The 25,229-nt window shown below is 41.9% G+C and carries 14 protein-coding genes; 11 read left to right on the plus strand and 3 right to left on the minus strand.

The window, feature by feature from the left end; translation table 11 throughout:
• Positions 1-207 precede the first annotated feature (207 nt).
• Together BWI44_RS01385 and BWI44_RS01390 are read left to right on the plus strand one after the other, a co-directional pair.
• The gene (locus BWI44_RS01385) at positions 208-1,170 is read left to right on the plus strand and encodes a DUF4925 domain-containing protein (RefSeq protein WP_138292911.1); all 963 of its coding nucleotides are present in this window, start codon (positions 208-210) and stop codon (positions 1,168-1,170) included.
• A gap of 310 nt (positions 1,171-1,480) precedes the next feature.
• Positions 1,481-2,977: a PCMD domain-containing protein gene (locus tag BWI44_RS01390; protein WP_138292912.1), complete on the plus strand. Its 1,497-nt coding sequence runs from the start codon at positions 1,481-1,483 to the stop codon at positions 2,975-2,977.
• A gap of 280 nt (positions 2,978-3,257) precedes the next feature.
• Here the strand turns inward: BWI44_RS01390 and BWI44_RS01395 are convergent, their stop codons facing one another.
• Together BWI44_RS01395 and BWI44_RS01400 are read right to left on the minus strand one after the other, a co-directional pair.
• A complete protein-coding gene (locus BWI44_RS01395) occupies positions 3,258-4,046 on the minus strand; it encodes a porin family protein (RefSeq protein ID WP_044534027.1) in 789 nt (262 codons plus the stop codon).
• An 11-nt stretch (positions 4,047-4,057) separates the two neighbouring features.
• Positions 4,058-5,191 carry a PCMD domain-containing protein gene (locus BWI44_RS01400; RefSeq protein ID WP_138292913.1) on the minus strand — a complete coding sequence of 378 codons (1,134 nt, stop codon included), beginning with the start codon at positions 5,189-5,191 and terminating at the stop codon, positions 4,058-4,060.
• Between the two features lie 132 nt (positions 5,192-5,323).
• On the opposite strand from BWI44_RS01400, the gene BWI44_RS01405 reads away from it, so the two are divergent.
• Positions 5,324-6,610, plus strand: coding sequence for an L-cysteine desulfidase family protein (locus BWI44_RS01405; RefSeq protein ID WP_195208347.1), 1,287 nt, complete (start codon positions 5,324-5,326; stop codon positions 6,608-6,610).
• Positions 6,611-6,722: 112 nt separating this feature from the next.
• On the opposite strand, the gene BWI44_RS01410 is transcribed toward BWI44_RS01405, so the two are convergent.
• A complete protein-coding gene (locus BWI44_RS01410; protein ID WP_195208346.1) occupies positions 6,723-7,301 on the minus strand; it encodes an FKBP-type peptidyl-prolyl cis-trans isomerase in 579 nt (192 codons plus the stop codon).
• A 434-nt stretch (positions 7,302-7,735) separates the two neighbouring features.
• On the opposite strand from BWI44_RS01410, the gene BWI44_RS01415 reads away from it, so the two are divergent.
• The 8 genes from BWI44_RS01415 (at position 7,736) to BWI44_RS01450 (ending at position 24,864) form a co-directional block, all read left to right on the plus strand.
• A complete protein-coding gene (locus tag BWI44_RS01415) occupies positions 7,736-10,993 on the plus strand; it encodes a SusC/RagA family TonB-linked outer membrane protein (protein WP_195208345.1) in 3,258 nt (1,085 codons plus the stop codon).
• Between the two features lie 21 nt (positions 10,994-11,014).
• A complete protein-coding gene (locus BWI44_RS01420) occupies positions 11,015-13,003 on the plus strand; it encodes a RagB/SusD family nutrient uptake outer membrane protein (protein ID WP_195208344.1) in 1,989 nt (662 codons plus the stop codon).
• A 21-nt stretch (positions 13,004-13,024) separates the two neighbouring features.
• Complete coding sequence (locus tag BWI44_RS01425) at positions 13,025-14,188, plus strand: Ig-like domain-containing protein (RefSeq protein WP_195208343.1); 1,164 nt, start codon at positions 13,025-13,027, stop codon at positions 14,186-14,188.
• Between the two features lie 135 nt (positions 14,189-14,323).
• A complete protein-coding gene (locus BWI44_RS01430; protein ID WP_195208342.1) occupies positions 14,324-18,349 on the plus strand; it encodes a hybrid sensor histidine kinase/response regulator transcription factor in 4,026 nt (1,341 codons plus the stop codon).
• A gap of 94 nt (positions 18,350-18,443) precedes the next feature.
• The gene (locus tag BWI44_RS01435) at positions 18,444-19,877 is read left to right on the plus strand and encodes an alpha-L-fucosidase (protein ID WP_195208341.1); all 1,434 of its coding nucleotides are present in this window, start codon (positions 18,444-18,446) and stop codon (positions 19,875-19,877) included.
• Between the two features lie 77 nt (positions 19,878-19,954).
• The gene (locus BWI44_RS01440; protein WP_195208340.1) at positions 19,955-21,070 is read left to right on the plus strand and encodes a glycoside hydrolase family 88/105 protein; all 1,116 of its coding nucleotides are present in this window, start codon (positions 19,955-19,957) and stop codon (positions 21,068-21,070) included.
• Positions 21,071-21,160: 90 nt separating this feature from the next.
• Positions 21,161-23,236, plus strand: a complete 2,076-nt coding sequence (locus BWI44_RS01445) for a glycoside hydrolase family 2 protein (RefSeq protein WP_394368892.1) — start codon at positions 21,161-21,163, stop codon at positions 23,234-23,236.
• Between the two features lie 86 nt (positions 23,237-23,322).
• Complete coding sequence (locus BWI44_RS01450) at positions 23,323-24,864, plus strand: Gfo/Idh/MocA family protein (protein ID WP_195208338.1); 1,542 nt, start codon at positions 23,323-23,325, stop codon at positions 24,862-24,864.
• Positions 24,865-25,229: the final 365 nt, after the last annotated feature.

A 25,229-nucleotide genomic window follows, 5' to 3' on the forward strand; every position in this document is an offset into this window, starting at 1 on the left:
GCGTTGTGAATTCACTTTATTGGCAAGTCGTTTTTTATAAAAGGTGATAATTAAAGTTTGGATGCTTAAAAAAGGAACAGCTCATCTTTAGAATAGACCTTGTGTAATATCTTTAAAAACTGTTATTTTGCACTTCGAAATCTTATTCAATTAAAAAGACATGACTACCCAGCGATGGGGAGCTATTATTTACTAAACAAGAAAAATATGAAGAAGAATTTATTTTATTTATTTGCATTGATCTGTTCAATGAGTTTGTTTACTGCTTGTAGCGATGATGACGATGAAGTAAGCCCGTGGACTGGAACTTATAAAATGGCAGATTATACAGCTACGGATTATACCTGGACAGAAAAAGAGGTAATGAAGAATTGGCCTGTAACAAGTGCATTGTACACAGATTGGCAATTTACTGGTGAGGATAATTACCCTGATTTAATTTCAGCTTTATTACGGTATCTTGGAGGTTCTATTTTGCCTCAAGCTTTGAATTCAATTACTTTAGATAAAAGTGGTAGTATTATAGCTGATTATGTTGCTAGTCCGGCAATAGCACTGGACCCCAATTCTATAATGTCTATCTTTTTTACAGGTGCTTTCCCTACTGCAAGTGAAATAAAGGCTAATTTTGCTACAAGTGGTTTTACTACTTCTCCTAAAGACCTGGCATATTGGAGTGAGAGAAATGGAAAATTTACTGTAAAATTGAATATTCCTGCTATCTTGACTGCAGCTACTGGAGCTGATGCCAGTGGTATGGCCGATGTTATTAATGAAGTGTTGAGTGGAGATCCGGCTACTGTTAAAGCATTGCTTGGTGGACTTTTGAAAGCTGATCTTAGTGGAATACAAAATGCTACTATTAGTCAGATATTAGGTTGGGCTAAAGATGGAATACCTATGAATATAAAGACTGCCGATAATGGCCATACTTATATTTATTTAGATAAGAGTGCTTTTGATAATCTTTTCACCCTTCGTGATACGGGGGAAGTGGATGACTGGGGAGATCCTATATCAGTGAATGATTTAATGTTGCTTTGGAATGCATTGGTAGAAGGTGGAATTGTGCCGGAGGAGGCACAAGCTGCTGGAATGTTTATTCAGATGATAGGCGGATATTGGGAAGTAACAACAAGCTTTAATTTAGGTTTGGACTTAATGAGATAATATCTTAGTGATAAATTATGGAGGAGCTGAATCTTTTGATTCAGCTCCTTTTTTGTTTTATAAGTAGTTCTGTTGAAGTGAAAAAACAATTAGATACCTTTAATTGTTTTTTATAATTAAGAGCCTTCTGTACTTATGTTATTCATATGGTATTTAAAATGTAGATTAAAAATGGAACATTAAAACGTAGAACAGACCTTTTTTATATGTTTCAAAAGCTGTTTCTTTGCACACTTAATTTCTATTAAAGTAAAATAGGACATTGTAACCTTCGATGAGAAGGCTTGTATTAACTAAACAAGATGATTTTATGAAGAAGAATTTATTTTATTTGTTTGCATTGATTTGTTCAATGAGTTTGTTCACTGCTTGTAGTGATGATGATGACCCTGTTTATCCGATTGAGGAAGAATTGGCAGGTACCTATAAAGGTACTTTAGATATTGAATTAGATGGGACTTCTATTGCAAATGGGATGCCAAAGAACATTACAATTGCAAAGGCTGGGAATAATATCGTTAGTTTGGAATTGAAGGACTTCAGTTTCATGGGAATGAACCTAACTATTAAATTGGAAAAATGCGTTCTGAAGCAAAATGGTACTTCTTATACATTTACAGGTAGTCAAGAACTGAATTTAAGCGGCATTGGTAAGTGTAATGTAGACGTAGCTGGTACCATTAATAATGGAAAAGTAGAAGCAGATCTGAATATTGATGTATTACAATTAGGCCAGAAAGTTAAGGTTGTATATAAAGGTACTAAATTAACAGGGTCTGAAAGTTCAGAGGCAAAAATTACCAGCTTTGTATTTGAAGGTGCTACGATTGTTACTGAGCAGCCGGTAATTGATGATGTGACGGGTAAGATTGCTTTTAAGGTAATTGATGGTGCTACAAATGAAGAATTGGCAGCACTTGTGCCTACTATTGCAATCTCTTCAAAAGCGTCTATTACTCCTGCAACAGGTATAAAGCAGAACTTCGCTTCTGATGTTACTTATACAGTTATAGCGGAGGATGGAACAGTAAAAGAATATGTTGTTTCGTTGGCTGGTCGTCAGGTGGTGATGAAATATCCGTTTGATGAATGGAAATCTGTTGGTGCTGGTAAATCTCAACATGATGAACCGGTTGAAGAGGTATTGGCTACCAGTGCGACTGCTGCTTCTCTTTTATGGCTCTATGGTATAGAAGGTTTTCCTTTATATAAAGAAACTGAAGATATCGTTGCAGGTGCAGCTGCTGCTAAGCTGGTGACTATGGATACAAGTGCGAAAATGAATTCATTGGTACCGGCTATTACATCAGGTTCTGTTTTTACTGGAAAATTTGAACTTGATTTGAAAGATCGCTTAAATAGTACGAAATTTGGTATTTCTTATGATAAGAAGCCAGCCTATTTTAGGGGATGGTATAAGTATACACCGGGTGCCAAGTTTATTGATGGTACTGGCGCTACTAAACCGGCAGAGGTAGTAGAGCGCCCGGAAATCACGGATGAGTGTGCTATCCAGGCTGTATTATATGAGGCAAAAGATGCTGAGGGTAATGAAGTGATCTTAACAGGGCATGATATTAATACTTCTGCATATCGTGTGGCTGCGGCTGTATTGGCGGATGGTACTGCAAAAGCTGCATATACCTACTTTGATATACCATTTACTTATGTGAATGGAAAAACTTATGAAGCAGGTAAAGAATATAAGTTGGCAATAGTCTGTTCTTCAAGTAAGGAGGGTGATTCGTTCAAGGGTGCTGGCGGCAGTACGTTGTGGATCGATGAGCTGGAAATAATTGGAGAATAAGGGTATTCATACTATAAAATAATAATGCTGGAAGTTGATCGCAAGTTTGACTTTCAGCATTTTATTTATGATTATATCAATATTTATGACTCTTTACAATTTAGTTAGACTACATTGGAGATTAATATTGTTACATCACAAGCCGGTTCTTGGGGCTATTACGGTAGAATATAAGGAAAAAGTAAGAGTTGCTAAGATAAGAAAAGCGGGAGTTGTCAATCATAGATAAACTCCCGCTTTTTTTGTTTAATATTTAAGGAAATAAGCTTAAAAAACTGTTTTAGAACGAATATCCAAATCCTATATTCAGATAGATAGGATACATGGCAAATGATATTGTGTCAAAGTCCTTTTTAAAGATGTCATTTAATCCCCATGTAAGATCAGCATAAACATTCAGATGCTTGAAAGCTTTCCATTCTCCACCTAATTGTATGCCCCATTGGAATTTGCGCAAATCATCAGAGAAGTCATATGTAGCAATACTTTCATCCGTAAAGTCTACGCGTGAGCCCGTTTGGTCCGGAGTGCGGAGGTGCCCCTCATATACATGACCGGAGAAATCTCCTTCAAGTAAATAGGAGAAATAAGGACCAGCTACAAGTTTCCAGCGTTTGCTTATTTTGTAGTTAGCAAGAACGGGAACAGTAAGATAGGAGTTTTTTACTTTAGTCTTTACACCTCCCGTCCATAAGCCCTCTAATTCACCACCGTTAGTATTGATAATTTTCATACCATAATTCTTAACGGTGGCTTCAGTAGTCATATTTTTAGTTTCGAGGCGCAAGCCTAAAGTCAAGCCCCATATTTTTTTTTCATCCAGCCATTTGGTAGCATTACCTTCAATAGAGATTGCCATACTGGGAACATAACTGTCTATCTTGCGTATTTCTTCGGGCAAAGGCAGAGGAGCGGTTCCTCCGATACTGAATCCTGCCTTTAATGAATATTCCCAACCACGAAGATAAGACTGGCCGAGAATATGGGTTCTATCTTCCTGAGCTTTTATTGACGTAGCTCCAACTACTGTTAACAGTAATGTGACAATAATAATGTTATATTTCTTCATGATTATCTTTTTTAGTTCTCTTCGCAAATAAGTTCTACTTCATCAATATATAGCGTGCTGCCTACGGCACCTCTGAAATAAGCACCGTCTACACTTGAAGAGAATACAATGCCAAGTTTATATTTGCCTTTCTGAAGTTCCGTTTCACTAATCTCTTTACCATTCTGAGCTTTGAAAGGGAGATTGAACGGTGTCCATTGATCAGTTTCCAATGCTTCTTCTGCACTAATTCTGGCTAAAGATACTACTTTATCCGAAGTAAGAGAATTGGTTCCATCCAACATAAATGAGTTATCTTCGGCCTCATACATGACAGCATAGATATCAAATCGATCTTTCTTTCCAGTTTGAGGCTCCCCGTTCTCAGTATAAACCGGTCCTGCTTTAAATTTATAATATCCTTTCAAAGTTTTCGGTCGTTTGTAGAACTGGAAACCAAAAGTTGTTGCTTTAGGAGCATCTTTAAGTGCATTGGCAAGATCAAAAGCTCCGATAAATAAGTTGCCGGCAGCAATATACATCTTTACCATGGCGCCGAAACTTCCGGTATCTTTAGTTTCCAACTTGACACATTTCTCGTTATATCCTCCTGCGACTTGTACGGTAGGATAGTCTGTAGGAAGTTTAGACATACCAGTCAGCTTATAACCGGGATTACCACTGGACCATTGCAATACTTTTGAAATCCCTTGTGAAGTACTAGACTCAAATTCGTAAAAAATGTGATAAGGAGTATTTTGGGCAACTAATAACTCCTCGAAATGATAGGAAGTCGGTAATTCTGTTGGCTGGACGTTTATTTCATAAACGGGTTTCCAAACATTATCTTCGGAAGTCACCGTAAATGACCGCGAATGATCTCCTTCGCTAAAGTTGTATATGTTTCCTATATCACCATCTCTGCGATCATTGGGTTTGATGGATGCACCTTCCGGCAAGGCGAAGTTTAGTTGTTGTTTTGCAAGGTTTGCACCTTTGTGCACATATACATCGACTTTTTTTTCATCTGCGTTTATGTTTGCCAATTGCACATCCGCACCTGTACAGCCATCTATGGCTGCTTCTGAATTTAGCGCTTCGTCTTGTATACAAGAAGATATGGCAAATGCCAAAAAGAAACACGAGGTTAGCGTTTTAATCTTCATTTAATTCAGTTTTTGGTTATTAATAATGTAAAACTCGTGCGCAAAGTTAAGTTTCTTTTTTGAAATAGAAGACTTTGCGCACGTATTAAAAACATTTTTTCTAAATTTGTGTCCATTAAAATCAGTGAAATAATGATAACGGAAACGGAGAGAAAACGGATAATCGACCTGATACATCAGGAAGTGGTGCCGGCTATTGGGTGTACAGAGCCCATTGCAGTGGCATTGTGCGTAGCTAAAGCAACAGAAACACTGGGGACAAATCCGGAAAAAATAAATGTGTTGCTAAGTGCTAATATTCTGAAAAACGCTATGGGAGTGGGCATTCCGGGTACCGGAATGATCGGCCTGCCTATCGCTATTGCACTGGGGGCACTGATAGGAAAATCGGAATATCAGTTGGAAGTGCTGAAGGACAGTACGCCTGATGCAGTGGAAGAGGGGAAACGTTTCATTGAGGAAAAGCGCATTCATATTTCCTTGAAAGAGAATATTGAAGAGAAACTATATATTGAAGTATGCTGTGAGGCAGGAGGTGATAAAGCAACTGCTGTGATTGCCGGAGGGCATACCACCTTTATATATATAGAACGCAATGGCGAGGTACTGCTACAAAAGCAACATACGGCGGATGCCGAAGCTGAAGAAGAATGCCTGGAACTGACCTTGCGTAAGGTCTATGATTTTGCCCTGAATACTCCGCTGGATGAGATCAGCTTTATTCTTGAAACAGCGCGCCTGAACAAAGCGGCCGCCGAACGTTCTTTCGAAGGAAATTATGGTCATGGTTTGGGTAAGATGCTGCGCGGCACTTATGAGCACAAGGTGATGGGTGACAGTGTTTTCTCGCATATCCTTTCTTATACTTCGGGAGCTTGCGACGCCCGTATGGCAGGAGCTATGATTCCGGTAATGAGTAATTCGGGTAGTGGAAACCAAGGCATATCTGCCACTCTGCCGGTATTGGTCTATGCCGAAGAGAATGATAAATCGGAAGAAGAACTGATACGTGCCCTGATGTTGAGTCATCTGACGGTAATCTACATTAAACAAAGTCTGGGACGTTTATCTGCTCTGTGCGGTTGTGTCGTTGCTGCTACAGGTTCCAGTTGCGGTATTACTTGGTTGATGGGAGGAACTTACGATCAGGTGGCTTATGCCGTTCAGAATATGATAGCCAACCTCACAGGCATGATTTGTGACGGTGCGAAGCCCAGCTGTGCGTTGAAAGTAACCACCGGTGTATCTACTGCTGTTCTTTCTGCCATCATGGCTATGGAAAACCGTTGCGTGACTTCTGTAGAAGGCATTATTGATGAAGATGTGGACCAGAGTATACGTAATCTGACCAAGATCGGGTCTAAAGGAATGAATGAAACGGATAAATTAGTGCTGGAGATAATGACGGGAAAGAGTTGAGGAATTGGCAATTGACGATTGAAAAATTGACAATTGACAATTGATAATTGACAATTACTATGCAGCATAGAGCATACAGCGCAGCAATTGTCAATTGTCAATTATCAATTCTTTAATGGCAGCATCCCCCTTCGCATCCATGTTCATGGTCGCTGCAACCGTCACCACAGTCGTCGCAACCGCAGCTGCATCCGCCGCCACTCATCATACGGGCGATTTCAGCAAGTTCTTCATTAGTTGCCGGACGGTTTTCTACGATTTCGCCCACAAAGTTCAGGTCGCAACCTGCCAGAGGGTGGTTCATATCCATTACAACTACATCTGCTTTAATTTCTTGTACGGTTCCGTTGATACGTTGACCGTCGGAGGTCATCAAGGGCACTATGTTGCCGACTACAATACGTTCGTTATCGAACTTACCGTCCACTTCGAAGATTTGCTTCGGAAGGTCTATTACATGTTCCTCGTCGAAATCACCATAAGCATCTGCGCAAGCGATAGTGAAATCAAACTTATCACCTGCTTTCAGATCTTTCACTTGATCTTCGAAAGGCTCTAAAGTCAGACCCAGACCGGAAATAAACTGGAATGGGTGTTCGGTAGTGGCTTCTTCGGTGAAATCTTTCTCACCATTTTCTATAGCGTATAATTTATAAGCTACGGTAATGTACTTGTTTTCTACTGTTTCCATTTTCTTTTTAATAAATTGATGGTTTCTTTTTTAGAAGCGCCAAAGGTACGAAATAAATCTGGTTCATCCGATAAAAACTAAAAATTGAAAATCGAAAATAGAAAATAACCTACCTGAATCTTACCTGAACCTTATTCGGGACATACTTGCTCTGTACATTCTTCGGGCAGAAGTACCTCCGAGTGGAGAAAGTACGGGGTTGGTATGGAGCAAGTATGCCTCAAGTAGGGTGATGGTCCTGTCGGACGGCAGTGAGGATGCCTTGGAATTGCGTTTCCGTATGAATGGAATTTTGCATTGTTGATGAATTGTTTGTGTTGATATTCAATGTGTTATCTATGTGTCTTGAATTTGAGCAAAAGAAAAAGCTAAAATAGTAAAACTTAAAATTTTAATACGCATAGATTTGCAGCGTTAATTTTAATTTAAACATTATGAAAGATGCAAAAATGCTAATTAAAGGTTGGAACAAACATCAATATTTGATGCTTTTCCTATGCTTTTTCTTTTTGTCTGCAGGAACATCTCAAACGGTATATGCCGTTACGGATGTTGCGATGGGGGTTGACCAGGAACTGCGGATTACGGGTGTTGTGAAAGACACTAATGGCGAACCCATGATTGGAGTGACGGTAATGGTAAAAGGGACTGGTACCGGTGCCATCACAGACATTGACGGCAACTATAGTGTATCTGTACCCGGAAGCAAGAGTGTGCTGTCATTCTCTTTTGTGGGATATACTACTAAAGAAGTGAATGTCGGCAATCAGAGGACTATCAATGTTACTTTAGCCGAAGATTCCAAAATGATAGATGAAGTGGTGGTAATCGGTTTCCAATCTCAGAAAAAAGGGAACCTGACTGCATCTGTTGCTTCTGTTGGAGCCGAAGCATTGGAAAACAGACCGGTTGCCAATATCGGGCAAGCTCTGCAAGGTATGGTTCCGGGCCTAAACATCAGCATCGCCGGTGGCGACCCCAACAAAGTGCCTTCATTAAATATCCGTGGTGCCACGACATTTCGCCAGAGAGGTACATCTAATGACGACAAGAACAAGTTTGATGTAGTTTCCGGCTCTCCGTTGATTTTATTGGATGGTGTGGAAATTACTTCCGAAGACTTGAACCAGTTGAACCCTAACGATATTGATAATATGTCGTTCCTGAAAGATGCCTCTGCTGCCGCTATCTACGGTACGAGAGCTACTTTTGGTGTGATATTGGTTACAACGAAGGGAGGTACTTTCAAACAGAAAGCGAAAATAGATTATTCTTATAATCTGGCTTTCGACCAACCTTATGCATTGCCTGATATCATGGATTCATACCATATTTATAAGGCATTGAAGGATAAGGATGTATGGACAGGTGCCATTGCAGAATATTCCCAACACGACAAGGATATGATGGAGCACATGCAGGCTTACATAAAAGATCCCGTGAACAACAAACCTTATTTTATGGAGGGAGATGCCATTCAGTGGGTAGGTAATACCAATCCTTATAAAGAACTGGTGAAAGACTGGACTCCTACTCAAAAGCATAATCTTTCTATCAGCGGTGGTGGTGACAGGATCAGTTACTACATCTCTCTGGGTATGCAAGACCAAAAAGGTATGTATGAAATTAAGACAGACCGGCTGAAAAGGTACAATGCTATGCTTAGTATCAATGCCAAAGTAACAAACTGGTTTAATGTGGCTGCCAAGGCATCATATAACGTGTTCGATTATGAAGGGCCGACGCAACAGACAGATGGTTCGAATCTTTGGCAATACGCTAAATCCTACTATCCGGAGAACTATATATATCAACCGGTATTGACCGGTCCTGACGACTTTCTGCCGAATCATCCGACGGAAAATCCGGTGAGTTATTTGTATGCGGGCGGGCGTAGCATCACTTCCAGACGGAAGACAATTCTTTCCATCAGCCCTGAATTTATAATTCTGCCCAAGATATTGAAAATAAAGGCAGACCTCTCGGTTACACCGACTACTTATCAGAGAGAAAAGACGCATCCCAAGCAGGCGCGCGTTAATAATTCATGGACTGCTCTCGAAACTCGGTGGGCCACTGAAAATACAGGTGAAGTCACACGTTCTACGACGGATAGATACTCTATCAACGTATATGCCGATTATAACTCGACTTTCAAAGAAAAGCACAATGTATCCGTGCTGTTGGGTATTAACCAGGAAGAGGAATCTTATGCAGGTTCTTCCATTTATCTGAAAAATATGCTCGATCCGTATATTCTGAATCCTACACTGGTACAGGATGTCACGGCTAATACTTCGTCCAACTCTCATTATGAAGTTGCATCGCGCGCTCTATTCGGCCGTGTCATGTACAACTACATGAGCAGATATCTGATAGAAGTGGATGCCCGTTACGATGGTAGCTCTAAATTCCCGAAAGACTCCCGTTTCCAGTTCTTCCCCACTGTGTCATTGGGATGGAGAGTTTCGGAAGAAAAATTCATGGATTGGTCAAAAGAGTGGTTGGATAACTTCAAGATTAGAGCTTCATGGGGACGCCTGGGTAGCCAACCCGGTTCCAGCTATCCATATCAGTCTGTTTTCGGAACGTCGGAAGGTTACTTCTTGTTCGATGGTACACGTTATCCGACCGGTATCAATACCCCTTCATTGATCAATCCTAATCTGACTTGGGAAAAATCAACTACCAAGAATCTTGGTTTCGACTTCACTTTCTTGCAGAACAGATTAACGTTCACTGCCGATATATTCGAAAGAAAGGTGACTGATATCTTGATTCCGGGAGGAAAAGATTATCCTGCGTTGATAGGTGATGATGACTTGCCTTTTGAGAATGCAGGTATTCTGAAAACAACCGGATTTGAACTTCAAGCGAAATGGTCGGACAAATTGGCTAACGGATTCAGTTATAGTGTAGGTGTCGCACTTTCGGATGATAAGGCTAAAGTAGTAAGCTACCCTTCCAATCCTACCAATAAGATTGGTGACGGTGTCTTGTATAAAGGATATACCGTAGGTGATATCTGGGGGTATGTAACCGGTGGTATTCTTCAGGAAGGTGATTTCGACGGTGTAGGTGCGAACGGGAAACCGTTATATCATGGACCGTATTTCAAAGGTGGACAAGCTTATCCGGGATATGTTTGGTATAAAGATTTGGATAATGACGGTGTTATTACCAGTGGTTTGAGTACCGTAGGTGATCCGGGAGATAGAAAGGTGATTGGTAATAACTCACCGCGCTATCGCTACAATGTTACAGCTAACTTCCAGTACAAGGGCTTTGACTTGGATTTGATGTTCCAGGGCGTAGGTAAAAGGGATTATTGGTTGTCATCAGTTTCCAGTTATTGGGGCAACGGAGCCGGCTCATGGGAAACATACAACAATTCGTGGACGCCCGAAAGAACGGACGCCAAGTTCCCGATGTATGGTTCCGGTCTTGGCAGTTATGCCCAAACCGGTTATCTGCTCGATGCTTCCTACATAAAATTGAAGCAAGTGATCCTGGGATATACCTTCCCGAAAATGCTGATCAATAAAATCGGATTGCAGAAGCTGAGACTGAACGTAGCTGCTTATAACCTGTTTACAATCTCGGATATGCCCAAATATTATGACGCGGACTATCTGTCTGACGCATATCCCCCGAAACGTACATTCAGCGTAGGTATTCAAGTAGGTTTTTAATGTTTTAAATCAAAAGAGATTATGAAAAAATATTCGATTATAGCTTTACTTGTGATCTTGGTGGCATCTTTGTCGTCTTGCAACGATGACTTCATGCAACGGGATCCGATAGATGATATGGCAGACGGTACATTCTTTACAAAAGAAGCCGATTTGCAGCTATATCTGGACGGGATTTATAGATATTATGTCTATGGACATGGCGTTAGCGGAACTAATAATACTTCGCATGACAAAGGCTTCCTGGCAGTGAAAGCCGGCAGTCAGATTATTTTTGGCGATGCATTTAGCGACAACACTGTATATGCAGGCGGCATTGATGGCAAATTAGGCGGTACTTATGATACTCCGAATTCGGCTTCCAAGAACTTCGATGCGCCCTGGCAGTGGGAAAAACTCCGTAAGGTAAACTACTTCCTGAACCATTATGCAGAAGTAGGCGATCCGGAAACATTGAAAAAATACGCTGCCCAGGCTTACTTCTTCAAAGCATGGGATTATTATATCAAACTGCTGGCTTTGGGCGAAGTGCCTTGGCTGGACAAAGAATTGGACACGGCTTCTCCGGAACTTTACGGTGCCCGTATGCCGCGTGCGGAGTTGGTTCAGAATATACTGAAATGTTTTGATTTTGCCATTGAGAACCTGGAGGATAATGATAACTCATGCGGGCATATCAACCAAGATATGGCATTGTTCCTGAAAGCGCGTTTCTGCCTGTTCGAAGGAACTTTCCGTAAATATCACACGGAACTGAATCTGCAATCTACAGCCAATGAATTATTAGGCCTGAGTCGTGATGCTGCCTGGAGGATTATTGAAAAGAAAAGATATTCGCTCTTTAAACATGCCACAGCAAAAGATTCGTACTGGCAATTGTTCGTGCAGAAAGGTTCTCCCGAGACCGAAGGTAATAACGAGACTATTTTGTCGCGCGTATATGATGGCGTAAAGTTGGGACATGACAATCCGCGCTATTGGGGAATGAACAACCACACACGTTATTGTCTGGGGGCTACGGTCGCCATGCTTGAAGATTATCTGTGCGAAGACGGACGTCCTGTTTACTTGGGAGGTACGGAAGGCAACTATGAGACGAACCCGTTGTTCAAAGGGTATGACGGAATGTGGGAAGAACTGGATAACCGTGACCCCCGCTTGACACAAACGGTTTGCAAGCCGGGTGAGTATGCTTCGATCTTTGATGCGGACGATAACACATATAGCCTTGAGGAATCCGGCATTATTTATCCGATGATAACTTATGATACAGGAGGTGGCTCACCGATGAAAAAGTATAATTCTACGGTAACGGGTTATCGTTTCATTAAACACTGGATGCCTGATTACGCAGAATGGGAAGCTAATCCCAAAGGTGTGCAGACGGCACACATGTTCCGCTATGGGGAATTATTACTGATTTATGCAGAAGCCAGAGCCGAATTAGGTGAAATCACCAATGAAGACTTGGACATCACCGTCAATGCATTGAGAGAGAGAGCCGGATTCGACTTCGCAAAATATCCGAATGCAAAGTTGACCTTATCCAATATTCCTGCCGACCCGCGTTTGGATGCTATCTATGCACAGAAACTGGATTATTCCGTATCTCCGATTATCCGTGAAATCAGACGCGAACGTCGGGTAGAAATGATGATGGAAGGTATGCGTTATGAAGACCTGATGAGATGGAAAGCCGGTAAACTTTTCACAGTTCCTGTGAGAGGTATGAAGATGACACAGGAAAAGACTGAACTGTATAGCAAGAACCGTAATGATGAAACGTATAAGGATTTTCCATACAAAGTAACTGTTCCTATCGGAGAAGTGGGCAATAAGGTAATTGTGGATGATGATGGTTTCATTATTCCTTATCCTACCTCTACTACCGTTATCAAAGGTGTGCAACCTTGGGATGATAAGCGTTACTATTATCCGATACCTTTGAGTGAGATGCTTATGAATCCGCTACTGATACAGAATCCGGGTTGGAAAGACATTAATAGATAACCGATTAAATAGCGTAAGATTATGAAAAAGAATATATATTTCTTAGTAGGGATGCTTTCGTTCGGAGCACTGTTTACGGGGTGCGATGACGATGACTTTGGAAAGGCGGTAAACATTACCGTTGAAAATGCAACGAATCTCGAAAGTGACATTTTTGGTGTGGTTGTGACGGAAGGACAGCCTTTGCAACTGAAACCGTTCATTATGCCTGAAAGTGCAAGAGAAAATACCGTTAGCTACCACTTTGCGGGTGAACCTACCGGTGCCATTGATTTGAGTGCGGATGGTTTGATCACTCCTAAACTGACAACACCCGCTACAGGTGCCATCCCGTCTCCGTTGGGTACAGACACCATTATTGTGAAGGTTGACGACGGTTCGGGTACATTTGTCAGATATCCCGTCAGGGTGGTTAGCAATATAGTGCTTGTCTCAAGTATCACGATTCAATCCGGCGGACAAACCGCAGAGGTGGAAAGCGGCAAAACCTTTAATCTGGCCCAGTATGTCACCATTAATCCGGCCAATGCTACCGATAAGAGCGTTACTTACTCTTCAGAAGATGAAACAGTGGCGACAGTTGACCGGAATGGCTTGATTACTGTAGTGGGAGAAACCGGAGCGTTGACAAATATTTTGGTAACAGCTAATGATAGAGGTAAACAATCGGCCGTTTGTAGAGTGAAAGTTGCTGCTGAAGCTCCGTTGTATGTGGGCTTCCCGTTCTCGGACAAATGGAGCTACTCTTGTAATCTGGGAACGAAGGAAGGTGATATGAAGAATCTGTTTGATGACAATAATACTACATTCTGGTGTCCCGATATTTTAGTTCGTCCTATTTATGACCCGGCGTGTTATCTGGATATCGATTTAGGAGAAGTTATCAAGTTCGGCCAGTTAGGTTATAGACATCGTGTTTTGAATTATGCTCATTTGCAATGTCATACTTTCAAGCTGGAGGCTAAAAAGGCGGAAGGTGAGGCATGGACAGACTTGGGCGAGTGCGTCACAACACCTTTGAAGGTAGATGACTATCAATTGTTCCAGGTTGAACCTATTGAAGCCCGATATATCAGAATAAACTTTATCAAGGGTCATTTGAGAGATGGAAAGACTGATTGGAATTATTCTGAATCCGGCAATGTTTCCGTAGGAGATTTACAAGTATTTGTTTATAACAGGTAACTGCTTTTGATAAGTGGATAAAATTGAAGGGAAGTCTTTTGGTAAGAGTTCCCTTCATTTTTCTTTTTTCTATACCTCTTTTTTAATAATTTAGTGCCCTTTATGAAGTTTAATCTTTAATCCGATAGAATTCTTATGAAAAACAGACTATTACTGCTCTTACTGACTCTTTTTTACATAGTATCGGCTTCTGTAGCCACTGAAAAATATAAATTCAGGACCATGTCGCCCGACGGTGGCTTTTACTATGACGGAGTAAAAGCGATAGAGCAGGATAAGGATGGTTTTATCTGGGTGATGATGGATTATGAACTCTATCGTTTTGATGGCTATCACTACAAAAAATACTACCCTTATTTTGCTGCGATGGCTCCCATCAAAAGGTGGATATTCAATAACATGGCATCCGATTCTTCCGGTTATTTATATGTAAATACAAATAATGGATTATACCGCTATGAGCGAACTTCGGACCGGTTTGAAAAAATCTATGATGCGGTTACGCACGTTCAGGTTGATAAACTGGATAATATCTGGATCAGATATAATAGCAAATGGAATATACTGGACACAAATACGGGAGCGCTCAATACTCCCAGCTATGATGGAAAAGCATCTGCTAATAGCAATACGGCCTTTTGCTTTCATAACAAGGATTTATACACATTTATCAATCGAAAAATTTATCGCTTCAATTATGCGGAAAATGATTTTGTACTTTGTCTTACCCTGCCAAATTCCGGTAACGGGAATATCCGCTTTGCCCAAACGCATATGGGGAAATTGTGGGTGTTCATTAATAAAGACGGGTTGTATAAGATAGATTTATCTTCTTTTAAGGTTGAAGATCACTATAAACCTCTTCCTGAATACGATGGCAGTTCATTGCGTACATTCTATATAGACAAGAAAGGAAAGATATGGCTTGGAACCATAGACGGACTGTATATACTCGATCCTTCTACAAGAAAACTGGCGCAATATAAACATTCCGGAACAGATCCTTTTAGCTTACCTAATAACTCTATTTGGGAAATATACGAAGACAGGCAGTCTAATGTCTGGGTCGGCACATATTCCGGAACTTTATGCTATGTGAACATAAACGAGAGCAGTACTTTTAAGACTTATCATACCCGGAACAGCGGATTGAATTATGCTCCGGTAAGTGCATTTGCCGAAGAACGGGATTATCTTTGGATAGGTACGGAAGGAGGAGGAGTTAACCGGATGAACAAAGCTACCGGAGAGTTCAGCTCCTTTACCGGCAAGAATAGTGTAACATCCAATAACATAAAGTCATTAGTGATAGATGCCAATCGCAATCTTTGGATTTCTACATTTAGAGGCGGTATAGATCTTTATAATTCAGAGCAGCGGAAAGTCGCTAATTACAAGTCTTCTCAAAGTGGCGTCGGTTCTTTGCTGGTGAATGATGTCCGGAAAACGATTCTTGAAGGAGACTCCGGTATGTGGGTGGCTTATCAGTACCCCATGCCGAAAATATCTTATTTCTCTTTCCGTAGTAAGTCGTTTACCCATTTCAGTTTGGACAGTACGCGCAACTATGCCTACCTGTTCGATATTTTGCGGCAAGGAGAGAAGACGTTGTGGGCCATCAGTAATGAAGCACTTTACCGCATGGATATCAACACGCGTGCTGTGGAGAAAATAATTCCCAATGACTCTACGTATCTGGGGTTGTTCACTTTCTGTCTGGATGATTCGGGCAATATCTGGATTGGTACCATCGGTAACGGACTTATCAGGTTTGATACCAATACCTCAAGTTTTGTCTCACTTAAAGATGTATTGCAGCAGGATATCTACTCTGTTTATAGTATTTGTTATGACGATGGAAATGTTTGGATGGGAACCGACAACGGACTGTATTGCTATAATATAGCCGGTAACAATCTGATGAAATTCGATGAAAGGGAGAATACGCAGGGACAGGTCTATTATCCGTTGGCATCCATGAAGGGGAGTGACGGATTATTGTATTTCGGAGGAACGAGCGGATTTACAGTCATTGACCCGAAGACAATTTCATATAATAGTTATAAGCCTAAAGCCATCATTTCCGATTTCTACATCGACCACGAATCCGTGCATCCCAATTATACGCCCAATGATTCACTCAGCACCGTTATTCTTGACTATGACCAAATGAACTTTGGTTTTCAGTTTTCTTCTGACAATTATTATATTCCCGAGAAGAATCGGTTCAAGTTCCGGCTGAAGGGATATAATGATTCTTGGATTACCGTGAATTCTCAACAACGCATGATTATGTACTCCAAAGTACCGGCAGGCACTTATTACTTTGAAGTGTGTGCCGCCAATAATGACGGCGTATGGAGCGACAAGCCTACGGTGATAAAGGTAATAAGAAAAACTGCTCCGTGGTTCAGCTTGCCCGCATATCTTTTTTATATACTGACAGTGATGGGGATTGCTTATCTGGTTTATCGCCACTATGCCGAAAAGAAGAAGTTGAAGCTGTTGCTTTATCAGGAAAATATAGAGAAAGATAAGAAGGAGCAAATCCATCAGGCGCAACTGCGTTTCTTTACCAATATATCGCATGATTTCCGTACTCCGCTTTCTCTTATCCTTGCAGCTTTGGACAAGTTGCGGCGTGAGGGTTTGAAGGAATACTATTATCGGATATTGAATGGCAACGTGCAGCGTCTGCTGAATCTGGTGAACGAACTTATGGACTTCAGGACGATAGAGAATGGTATGATGAAACTGGAATTACAACCCTTGGACATCAATCTTTTTGTGAAAGAAGTAGCCAATGATTTTATTGATTATGCACGGCAACGGGGCATTGACTTCCAGATAAAATGTGATGAGACGCTGCCGGAGAATATTTGTGCTGATAAGAACATTATTGAGAAGATTGTTATGAACTTGCTGAACAATGCTTTCAAATATACGCAGGGCAAGGGAAAGATTCTTCTGGAAACAAGATGCGGAAAGGATTTTGTATCTCAGTACAAGAACAGTTACACAGTAGGTGAAAGCATGAACGATGTTTTTTCCATAATTGTCAGCGATACGGGAGTAGGTATATCCCGGGAGTCTATAAGCAGTGTTTTCGAAAGGTTTTATAAAGTGAATACTGTAAATGCGGATTCACATCTGGGTACGGGAATTGGCTTGGCGCTTGTAAAAAGCCTGGTATTGTTGCATAAAGGCAATATCTCCATCTATAGTGAAAGGGAGATGGGTACGGATATGATTGTCTGCTTACCTCTCGACTGCAGTGTCTTTAATGATACGGATTTCATGAAACAGAAAGAAACTATTCAGGAAACAATAGTGAAATCGACGGGGGAAGAGACTATACCTATTGCTATAAAGGATATGGAGGAGGAGTTCTTGCCTTCGAATAAGAAGAAAATACTGATAACCGAGGATAATGACGACCTGCGAATGCTGATTGCCGAGTCGTTATCGGATGAATTCCAAGTGATGCAGGCAAGTGATGGAATTGAAGCATTGAAACTGATGGAAGAGGTGGATTTTGATTTGATTATAAGTGATATCATGATGCCCAACAAAGATGGGGTTTCTTTATGTAATGATATAAAGAAAAACATGAGCACTTCACATATCCCCGTTATATTACTGACTGCTAAAACCAGCCTTGAAAGCAAGATTGAGGGAGTTGATTCGGGGGCGGACCTTTATTTTGAGAAACCGATTGATTTGACTTATCTGAAATTGTCCATTCAGAATATTTTCAGAAACCAGCAGCAATTGAAGGAGCATTACGCCAAGAATTATTATGCGGATAGCAGTGAGTTGTCTTCTAATGAACAAGATGGCAAATTCCTTAAACAGCTTATTGCTTTTATCGAGGCTAATATGGATCAGCCGCAAATGGATGTGAATCTGATAGCTGAGGAATTGTCAATGAGCAGGAGTAAACTTTATACGAAAGTTAAAAGTCTGACAGGAAAATCGGTTGTGGAATTTGTGTTGAATTGCCGTTTGCGTAAAGCTGCCAGATTGATTATCGAAGAAAATATGACGATGCGGGAAGTGATGATGGAGATAGGCATAGAGAGCCAGGCATATTTTACCAATTCGTTTAAGAAAGTGTTTGGTGAAACCCCTACATCCTTTGCTGTAAAGCATAAAAAATAGCTCCGGGGTGATTTGGATAAAACAAATAGCAAATAGAGCAAAACGTTGAGGGGAGAATTGGCGTCCTTTGCAAAAACATTTAAATTTAGTAATTATGAAACACGTTTTGCAATTAACGGTTTTACTGTCATTATTCGCTGTTGGCACATTTGCTCAAAAGCAGATATTACCTGCCGATCAGGAAATCTCTTTAAAATATGGAGCCGACCGTCTGGGAAAGCGTCAGGATGATGCTATGCAGAAATTCCGCGATAATAGACTGGGGGCTTTTATACACTGGGGGCTTTACGCCATTCCAGGAGGAGAATGGAACGGAAAAGTATATAATGGAGCTGCCGAATGGCTGAAGTCATGGGCGAAGGTTCCGGCAGACGAGTGGCTGAAGCTGATGGATCAGTGGAATCCTGAAAAGTTTAATGCCAAAGCTTGGGCGAAAATGGCGAAGAAAATGGGAGTGAAGTATGTCAAAATCACTACGAAGCACCATGAAGGTTTCTGTTTATGGCCAAGTAAATACAGTAAATACACAGTGGCACAAACACCTTATAAAAAAGATCTTTTGGGCGAAATGGTAAAAGCCTACAATGATGAAGGTATTGATGTGCATTTCTATTTCTCTGTAATGGACTGGAGCAATCCCGACTATCGGTATGACATTAAGTCGGAAGAAGATGAGGCTGCTTTCAGTCGCTTCTTGGAGTTTACGGATAATCAACTGAAAGAACTTGCCACCCGTTATCCTACCGTGAAAGACTTCTGGTTTGACGGTACTTGGGATGCCAGCATCAAGAAGAATGGTTGGTGGACAGCCCATGCAGAACGAATGTTGAAAGATATGTTGCCGGGTGTGACTATTAACAGCCGCTTGCGTGCCGACGATTATGGTAAGCGACATTTCGACAGTAACGGTCATCTGATGGGGGATTATGAATCTGGTTATGAACGCCGCCTGCCCGACCCGGTGAAAGATTTGAAAGTGACCCGCTGGGATTGGGAAGCATGTATGACGATTCCCGAGAATCAATGGGGCTATCACAAAGATTGGTCTATTAGTTATGTAAAGACTCCTTTAGAAGTGCTGGAACGCATAGTACATGCCGTTTCTATGGGAGGAAATATGGTCGTGAATTTCGGACCGCAAGCCGACGGAGATTTCCGACAGGAAGAAAAGGATTTGGTTGATGCTATTGGCCCGTGGATGAAAGAAAATGGCGAATGCATTTATGGCTGCGATTATGCCGGTTGGGACAAACAATCCTGGGGCTATTATACCCGCAAAGGAAAAGACGTATATATGGTTGTCTTCAATCCTCCTTATTCAAAACATCTGGTTGTAAAGACACCGAAAGACACTAAAGTCACAAAAGCTGTTTTGCTGAATGGAAAAGAAGTACCCGTGAAGGAAACTGCACGTAATGAGTATAATGTGGATATGCCTGCAAAAGAACCCAATGGTCCTTTTGTCATCAAGTTGCAGATAGAGGAAAATGCAAATGCTGCCGATAGATATCGTGATGCATTAACTTGATTCTTATAAGTTTGCAGTCCTGTTAATGCTAATTTCTTTAGCCACAATATTCTAACCTTTAAATTATATATATTGTTATGAAGAAGCTTCTCCTTTTTCTTTCTTTCTTCTTAATAACTGTAATGCAGGCCGCAGCACAGCAAAATTTTGACAAGGCTGCCATTAAATCCATTATGAAACGGGTGGCCGACTGGCAGATTGCCAATCCTAACAAGGAAGCGGAACACGATGATTTAGACTGGACGCATGCCGCCTTGTACATGGGCATGCTGGATTGGGCCGAACTCACAGAGAAAGAAGATAATGACGATTCATATTACCAGTGGTTACTCCGTATCGGACGACGTAATCATTTCCAGGTAGGGAAGTGGATGTATCATGCCGATTTTATTGCCGTTGGACAGCCTTTTATCGACCTTTACTTAAAATATGGCAATAAGAAAATGATAGCTCCCGTTATGGCACGTGCCAACTGGGTGGTAGAAAATCCTGCTGAAACGACCTTGGAACTCGACTATAGCAAGCTGGAGACGCTGGATCGTTGGTCTTGGTGTGATGCATTGTTTATGGCTCCCCCTGTTTATGCCAAACTGTATGTGCTGACCAAAGACAAAAAATATCTGGACTTTCTGAATAAGGAATATAAGGCCACCTACGATTATTTGTACGATAGGGAAGAACATCTGTTCTACCGCGACCGCCGCTATTTTGCCAAACGTGAAGCTAATGGCAAGAAAATGTTTTGGGGGCGCGGCAATGGCTGGGTGTTGGGAGGACTGGCCGAAATACTACAAGTACTTCCCCAGGACGAACCTTCACGTACTTTTTATCAAGACTTGTTTGTGACATTAGCCACCCGCGTGGCCGGTCTGCAGAGTCCGGACGGGTACTGGCATGCCAGCTTGCTCGACCCTGCATCTTATCCATCGCCTGAAACAAGTGCAACGGGTTTTATCGTTTATGCTTTGGCTTATGGTGTGAACGAGGGACTGCTTGATGAAGCTACTTTCATGCCGGTTATTGAGAAAGGCTGGCAAGCGATGATAGATGCGGTGGAGCCGAATGGAAAACTGGGCTATGTACAGCCGATTGGTGCCGATCCTCGTAAAGTGACGCGAGATATGACCGAAGTCTATGGAGTGGGTGCATTCCTGTTGTCCGGTTGCCAAATCTATAAGATAGCAGGTAAATAACCCTTCTGTCAGTGATTAATGTAGAAAGTGAAATAAATCAATTATCTGATAATGAAAAATAAGACATTGTTTTTACTGGTCGTTTTGTTGATGTTAGGCATATCCGATAAGGTTGATGCGCGCGATGTGACATCGTTTAACGACGGTTGGGAATTTAAGAAAGGCCCGTTTTCCAAAGAAGCCATGCAAGCTGCACAGAAGTGGAATGCAGATTGGCAGGAGGTAACTATTCCCCATACTTGGAATGCGGATGATATGCAAAAGAAAGCGTCGGCTTTTTATGAAGGTGCGGCCTATTATCGGAAAAAATGCACTTTTCCCGAAAGTCTGGAAGGCAAACGTATCTTCCTGCGCTTTGAGGGTGTAGGTTCTTGTGCCGAGGTTTATATGAACGGTTATCTGGTTGGAACGCATAAGGGGGCTTATTCTGCTTTTGTATGCGAGATTGGTTCGCAGGTGAAGTTCGGCAAAGAAAACGAAATAGTAGTGAAGGCGGACAATACTGCACGTCCCGATGTTATTCCTACGAATCACGTATTGTTTGGTGTTTACGGTGGAATCTACCGTCCGGTGTGGCTGGTGGTGACGGAACCTTGCAGCATTGTTGTGAACGATCATGCCTCTTCCGGTGTGTATATTACTCAAAAGAATGTTTCAAAGAAATCGGCCGAAGTGACTGTAAAGGTGAAAGTGGACAATGCAACGTTGGCTCCGGCTCCCTTGGTGCTGGAGAATGCTGTGTATGACATGGACGGCAAATTGGTGAAAAAGCATAATCAATCTTTTGAACTTACTCCACAAGGCGTGCAGGTCTATTCTTCATATTTTAAACTGAACAGTCCTCACTTATGGCAGGGACGTGAAAATCCTTATTTGTACAAAGTCGTATCACGCCTGCTGCAGAACGGACAGGTGATAGACGAGGTCGTTCAACCGCTGGGGCTTCGCAAGTATGAAGTGGTAGCGGGTGAGGGCTTCTTCCTGAATGGAAAGAAATATCCGATGTATGGTGTGACCCGCCATCAGGATTGGTGGGGATTAGGTAGTGCCCTTACCAATAAAGAGCATGATTTTGACTTAGCGCAGATAATGGATATCGGTGCAACTACCGTTCGCTTTGCGCATTACCAGCAGTCCGATTATATTTACTCGCGTTGTGATACGTTGGGATTGGTTATCTGGGTGGAGATTCCTTTTGTGAACCGTGTTTCCGGACAAGAGTGGGACAATGCCCATCAGCAAATGCGTGAACTTATCCGCCAGAGTTTCAATCATCCTTCCATCTACGTGTGGGGGATTCATAACGAGGTGTATCATCCGCATGGTTATACTGCATCCCTTACGCAGTCTATCCATGACCTATGCAAACAGGAAGACCCGGACCGCTATACGGTATCGGTCAACGGCTATGGGCATGTCAATCATCCGGTCAACCAGAATGCGGACATACAAGGCATGAATCGTTACTTCGGTTGGTACGAAAGAAAGATACAGGATATCAAGCCTTGGGTGGAGAAGATGGAGAAAGAATATCCTTGGCAACGCTTGATGCTGACAGAATATGGCGCGGATGCCAATATTGACCATCAGACTGAAATCCTGGGCGATGCCCTGAACTGGACAAGTCCTTTCTATCCGGAGACTTTCCAGACTAAGACGCACGAATATCAATGGAGCGTTATTGCTCAGCATCCTTATATTATAGCTTCCTATTTATGGAACATGTTCGATTTTGCAGTACCTACGTCGAGAAGGGGTAGTGTAGAGGCCCGTAACATGAAAGGTATGATGACTTTTGACCGTAAAATAAAGAAAGATTCCTACTTCTGGTATAAAGCCAATTGGAGCAAGGAGCCGGTTCTCTACTTGACGCAACGTAGGAATGCTTTGCGCGAGAGGAAAGAGACTTCTGTTACAGTGTACTCCAATATAGGTACTCCAAAAGTATATCTCAATGATCAGGAACTGACGGGCGTAAAGAAAGGCTATACTGATGTGCACTATATATTCGACAAGGTAGTGTTGAATGACGGTAAGAATGTATTGAAAGCAGTCATTTCTTATCAGGGAAAAGAGTATTCGGATGAGATCGAATGGAATTATAATGGAGAGTGTAATCGGGAGGCTGAATTCTTTGAGTTTAAGAAGGAGCATGGCAGCTGGTAAGTTTCTTGTTGTTTGGGCAACTGAAGCCTCGTTAACTAAAGTTGAATACTGACGAAACTGAATAACTTTAATTTAGATATTGAAATATGAACTTTAAATTTTTATTATTAGGGCTTTGTGCTATGATGTGCGCATGCTCACCGCAAACTTCCACTCGACAGACTAATGAGTATGGCACGAATTGGCAGTGGGAAAAAGGAACTATTGTAGTGGAAACTCCTGAACGTCCGGCCGGACAAAAAAGTGTGTTAGGCCTGACTACTCCGAAGATGGAGTTTGTGCGTGTAGGATTTGTTGGCTTGGGCATGCGTGGTCCCGGTGCGGTGAAGCGTTTTACGTATATACCGGGTACACAGGTTGTGGCGTTATGCGATTATGAACAATCGCGTGCTGAGAAATGCCAAAAGTATTTGAAAGAGGCGTCCATGCCGAAAGCTGCCGTTTATTCGGGAGAGAAAGGTTATGAAGAACTTTGCAAACGCGATGATATAGACTTGGTTTATATTGCCGCCGACTGGCTGCACCACTTCTCTGTGGCTAAATGTGCTTTGGAGAACGGCAAGCATGTAGCTATAGAAGTGCCTTCGGCCATGAACCTGCAGGAATGCTGGGATTTGATTAACATGAGCGAAGCCAACCGTAAGCATTGTTTCATCTTGGAGAACTGCTGCTACGACTGGTATGAAATGAATACACTGAATATGGCGCAGAATGGTGTGTTCGGTGAGGTAATCCGCGCTCAAGGCGCTTATATACACAACCTTGCTCCATTCTGGAATCATTACTGGAAGGCAGGCGAGAACGACAAATTGGGCTGGCGTCTGGATTACAACATGAAGCATCGGGGTGATGTATATGCCACTCACGGTCTTGGTCCGGTGGCACAAGTACTCGATATTCATCGTGGCGATCGCATGAAAACGTTGGTAGCTATGGACACCAAATCGGTTATCGGCAAGGGATTGGTAGAAGAAAGAACAGACTCTATCTGTAATAACTTTCGTAATGGCGACCACACTACAACTATGATTCGCACGGAGAACGGTAAGGTCATTGAGATCCAACACAATGTAATGACACCGCAACCTTATAACCGTCTTTACCAGCTTACGGGTACGAAAGGTTTCGCCAATAAATATCCGGTCAGAGGATATGCTCTCGATGCGGAACAGTTGAGTGCTTCGGGTGTTCAGCCTAAGATAGATGACTTGAATTCACACGGATTCCTGCCGAAGGCCGAAATGGATGCGCTTGTAGAGAAATACCAGCATCCGATATTGACGAAATACGGTGAGTTGGCTAAGAAGGTAGGCGGCCACGGAGGTATGGACTTCATTATGGATTGCCGTCTGGTGTACTGCCTGCAGAACGGTTTGCCGCTGGATATGGATGTCTATGACTTGGCGGAATGGTGCTGTCTGGCCGAACTTGGAACTCTTTCTATGGATAATAATTGTGCAGCCGTGGCATTTCCTGATTTTACCCGTGGAGAATGGAATGTTGTGAAAGGCTACAGACATGCTTATGCAAGTCCTGAAGATGAGAAGATTGCTGAAGAAAAGGCGGAAGCTTTCACTGCCGAACTGAAGAAGCGGGGAGCTAAAGAATGGGCGGAAGCCGAAAATTAAATAATAGCTGGTTTTTGGGGATGAGTGGTTAGTAGGAAGGCGTTTGCCGGTTATACTAACCACTCATTTTTTATGCATATGAAAGTGATAAAATAAGATTTAAAAGCGGCGTTTACTTACGATTAATCATAATAATCTCATTTTTTTCTTCAAATTGTTTGGAGTTTATAAAAAAGCCCTTACCTTTGCAGCACGATTAACGAAAACAGTAAAGTAAATAAAGTTATGAACTTACATACATCTATTAACCTGGCAGTCTTGCATATTATTCGCGTCGTGGTCCTGGAATCAAGAGCGTGAGAAAGGTTGTGTATGTATTCGTACGTTAAGATATCAATTTAGGAGCCTTTCTCACTATTATGTGA

The organism is Bacteroides sp. Phil13 (genome assembly GCF_001940965.1).
Classification (GTDB): domain Bacteria; phylum Bacteroidota; class Bacteroidia; order Bacteroidales; family Bacteroidaceae; genus Bacteroides; species Bacteroides intestinalis.

Excerpts from the sequence above, each read along its gene's own strand:
- BWI44_RS01385 (WP_138292911.1), top strand. The coding sequence starts at position 208 with ATGAAGAAGAATTTATTTTATTTATTTGCATTGATCTGTTCAATGAGT.
- BWI44_RS01390 (WP_138292912.1), top strand. The coding sequence starts at position 1,481 with ATGAAGAAGAATTTATTTTATTTGTTTGCATTGATTTGTTCAATGAGT.
- BWI44_RS01395 (WP_044534027.1), bottom strand. The coding sequence starts at position 4,046 with ATGAAGAAATATAACATTATTATTGTCACATTACTGTTAACAGTAGTT.
- BWI44_RS01400 (WP_138292913.1), bottom strand. The coding sequence starts at position 5,191 with ATGAAGATTAAAACGCTAACCTCGTGTTTCTTTTTGGCATTTGCCATA.
- BWI44_RS01405 (WP_195208347.1), top strand. The coding sequence starts at position 5,324 with ATGATAACGGAAACGGAGAGAAAACGGATAATCGACCTGATACATCAG.
- BWI44_RS01410 (WP_195208346.1), bottom strand. The coding sequence starts at position 7,301 with ATGGAAACAGTAGAAAACAAGTACATTACCGTAGCTTATAAATTATAC.
- BWI44_RS01415 (WP_195208345.1), top strand. The coding sequence starts at position 7,736 with ATGAAAGATGCAAAAATGCTAATTAAAGGTTGGAACAAACATCAATAT.
- BWI44_RS01420 (WP_195208344.1), top strand. The coding sequence starts at position 11,015 with ATGAAAAAATATTCGATTATAGCTTTACTTGTGATCTTGGTGGCATCT.
- BWI44_RS01425 (WP_195208343.1), top strand. The coding sequence starts at position 13,025 with ATGAAAAAGAATATATATTTCTTAGTAGGGATGCTTTCGTTCGGAGCA.
- BWI44_RS01430 (WP_195208342.1), top strand. The coding sequence starts at position 14,324 with ATGAAAAACAGACTATTACTGCTCTTACTGACTCTTTTTTACATAGTA.
- BWI44_RS01435 (WP_195208341.1), top strand. The coding sequence starts at position 18,444 with ATGAAACACGTTTTGCAATTAACGGTTTTACTGTCATTATTCGCTGTT.
- BWI44_RS01440 (WP_195208340.1), top strand. The coding sequence starts at position 19,955 with ATGAAGAAGCTTCTCCTTTTTCTTTCTTTCTTCTTAATAACTGTAATG.
- BWI44_RS01445 (WP_394368892.1), top strand. The coding sequence starts at position 21,161 with ATGTTAGGCATATCCGATAAGGTTGATGCGCGCGATGTGACATCGTTT.
- BWI44_RS01450 (WP_195208338.1), top strand. The coding sequence starts at position 23,323 with ATGAACTTTAAATTTTTATTATTAGGGCTTTGTGCTATGATGTGCGCA.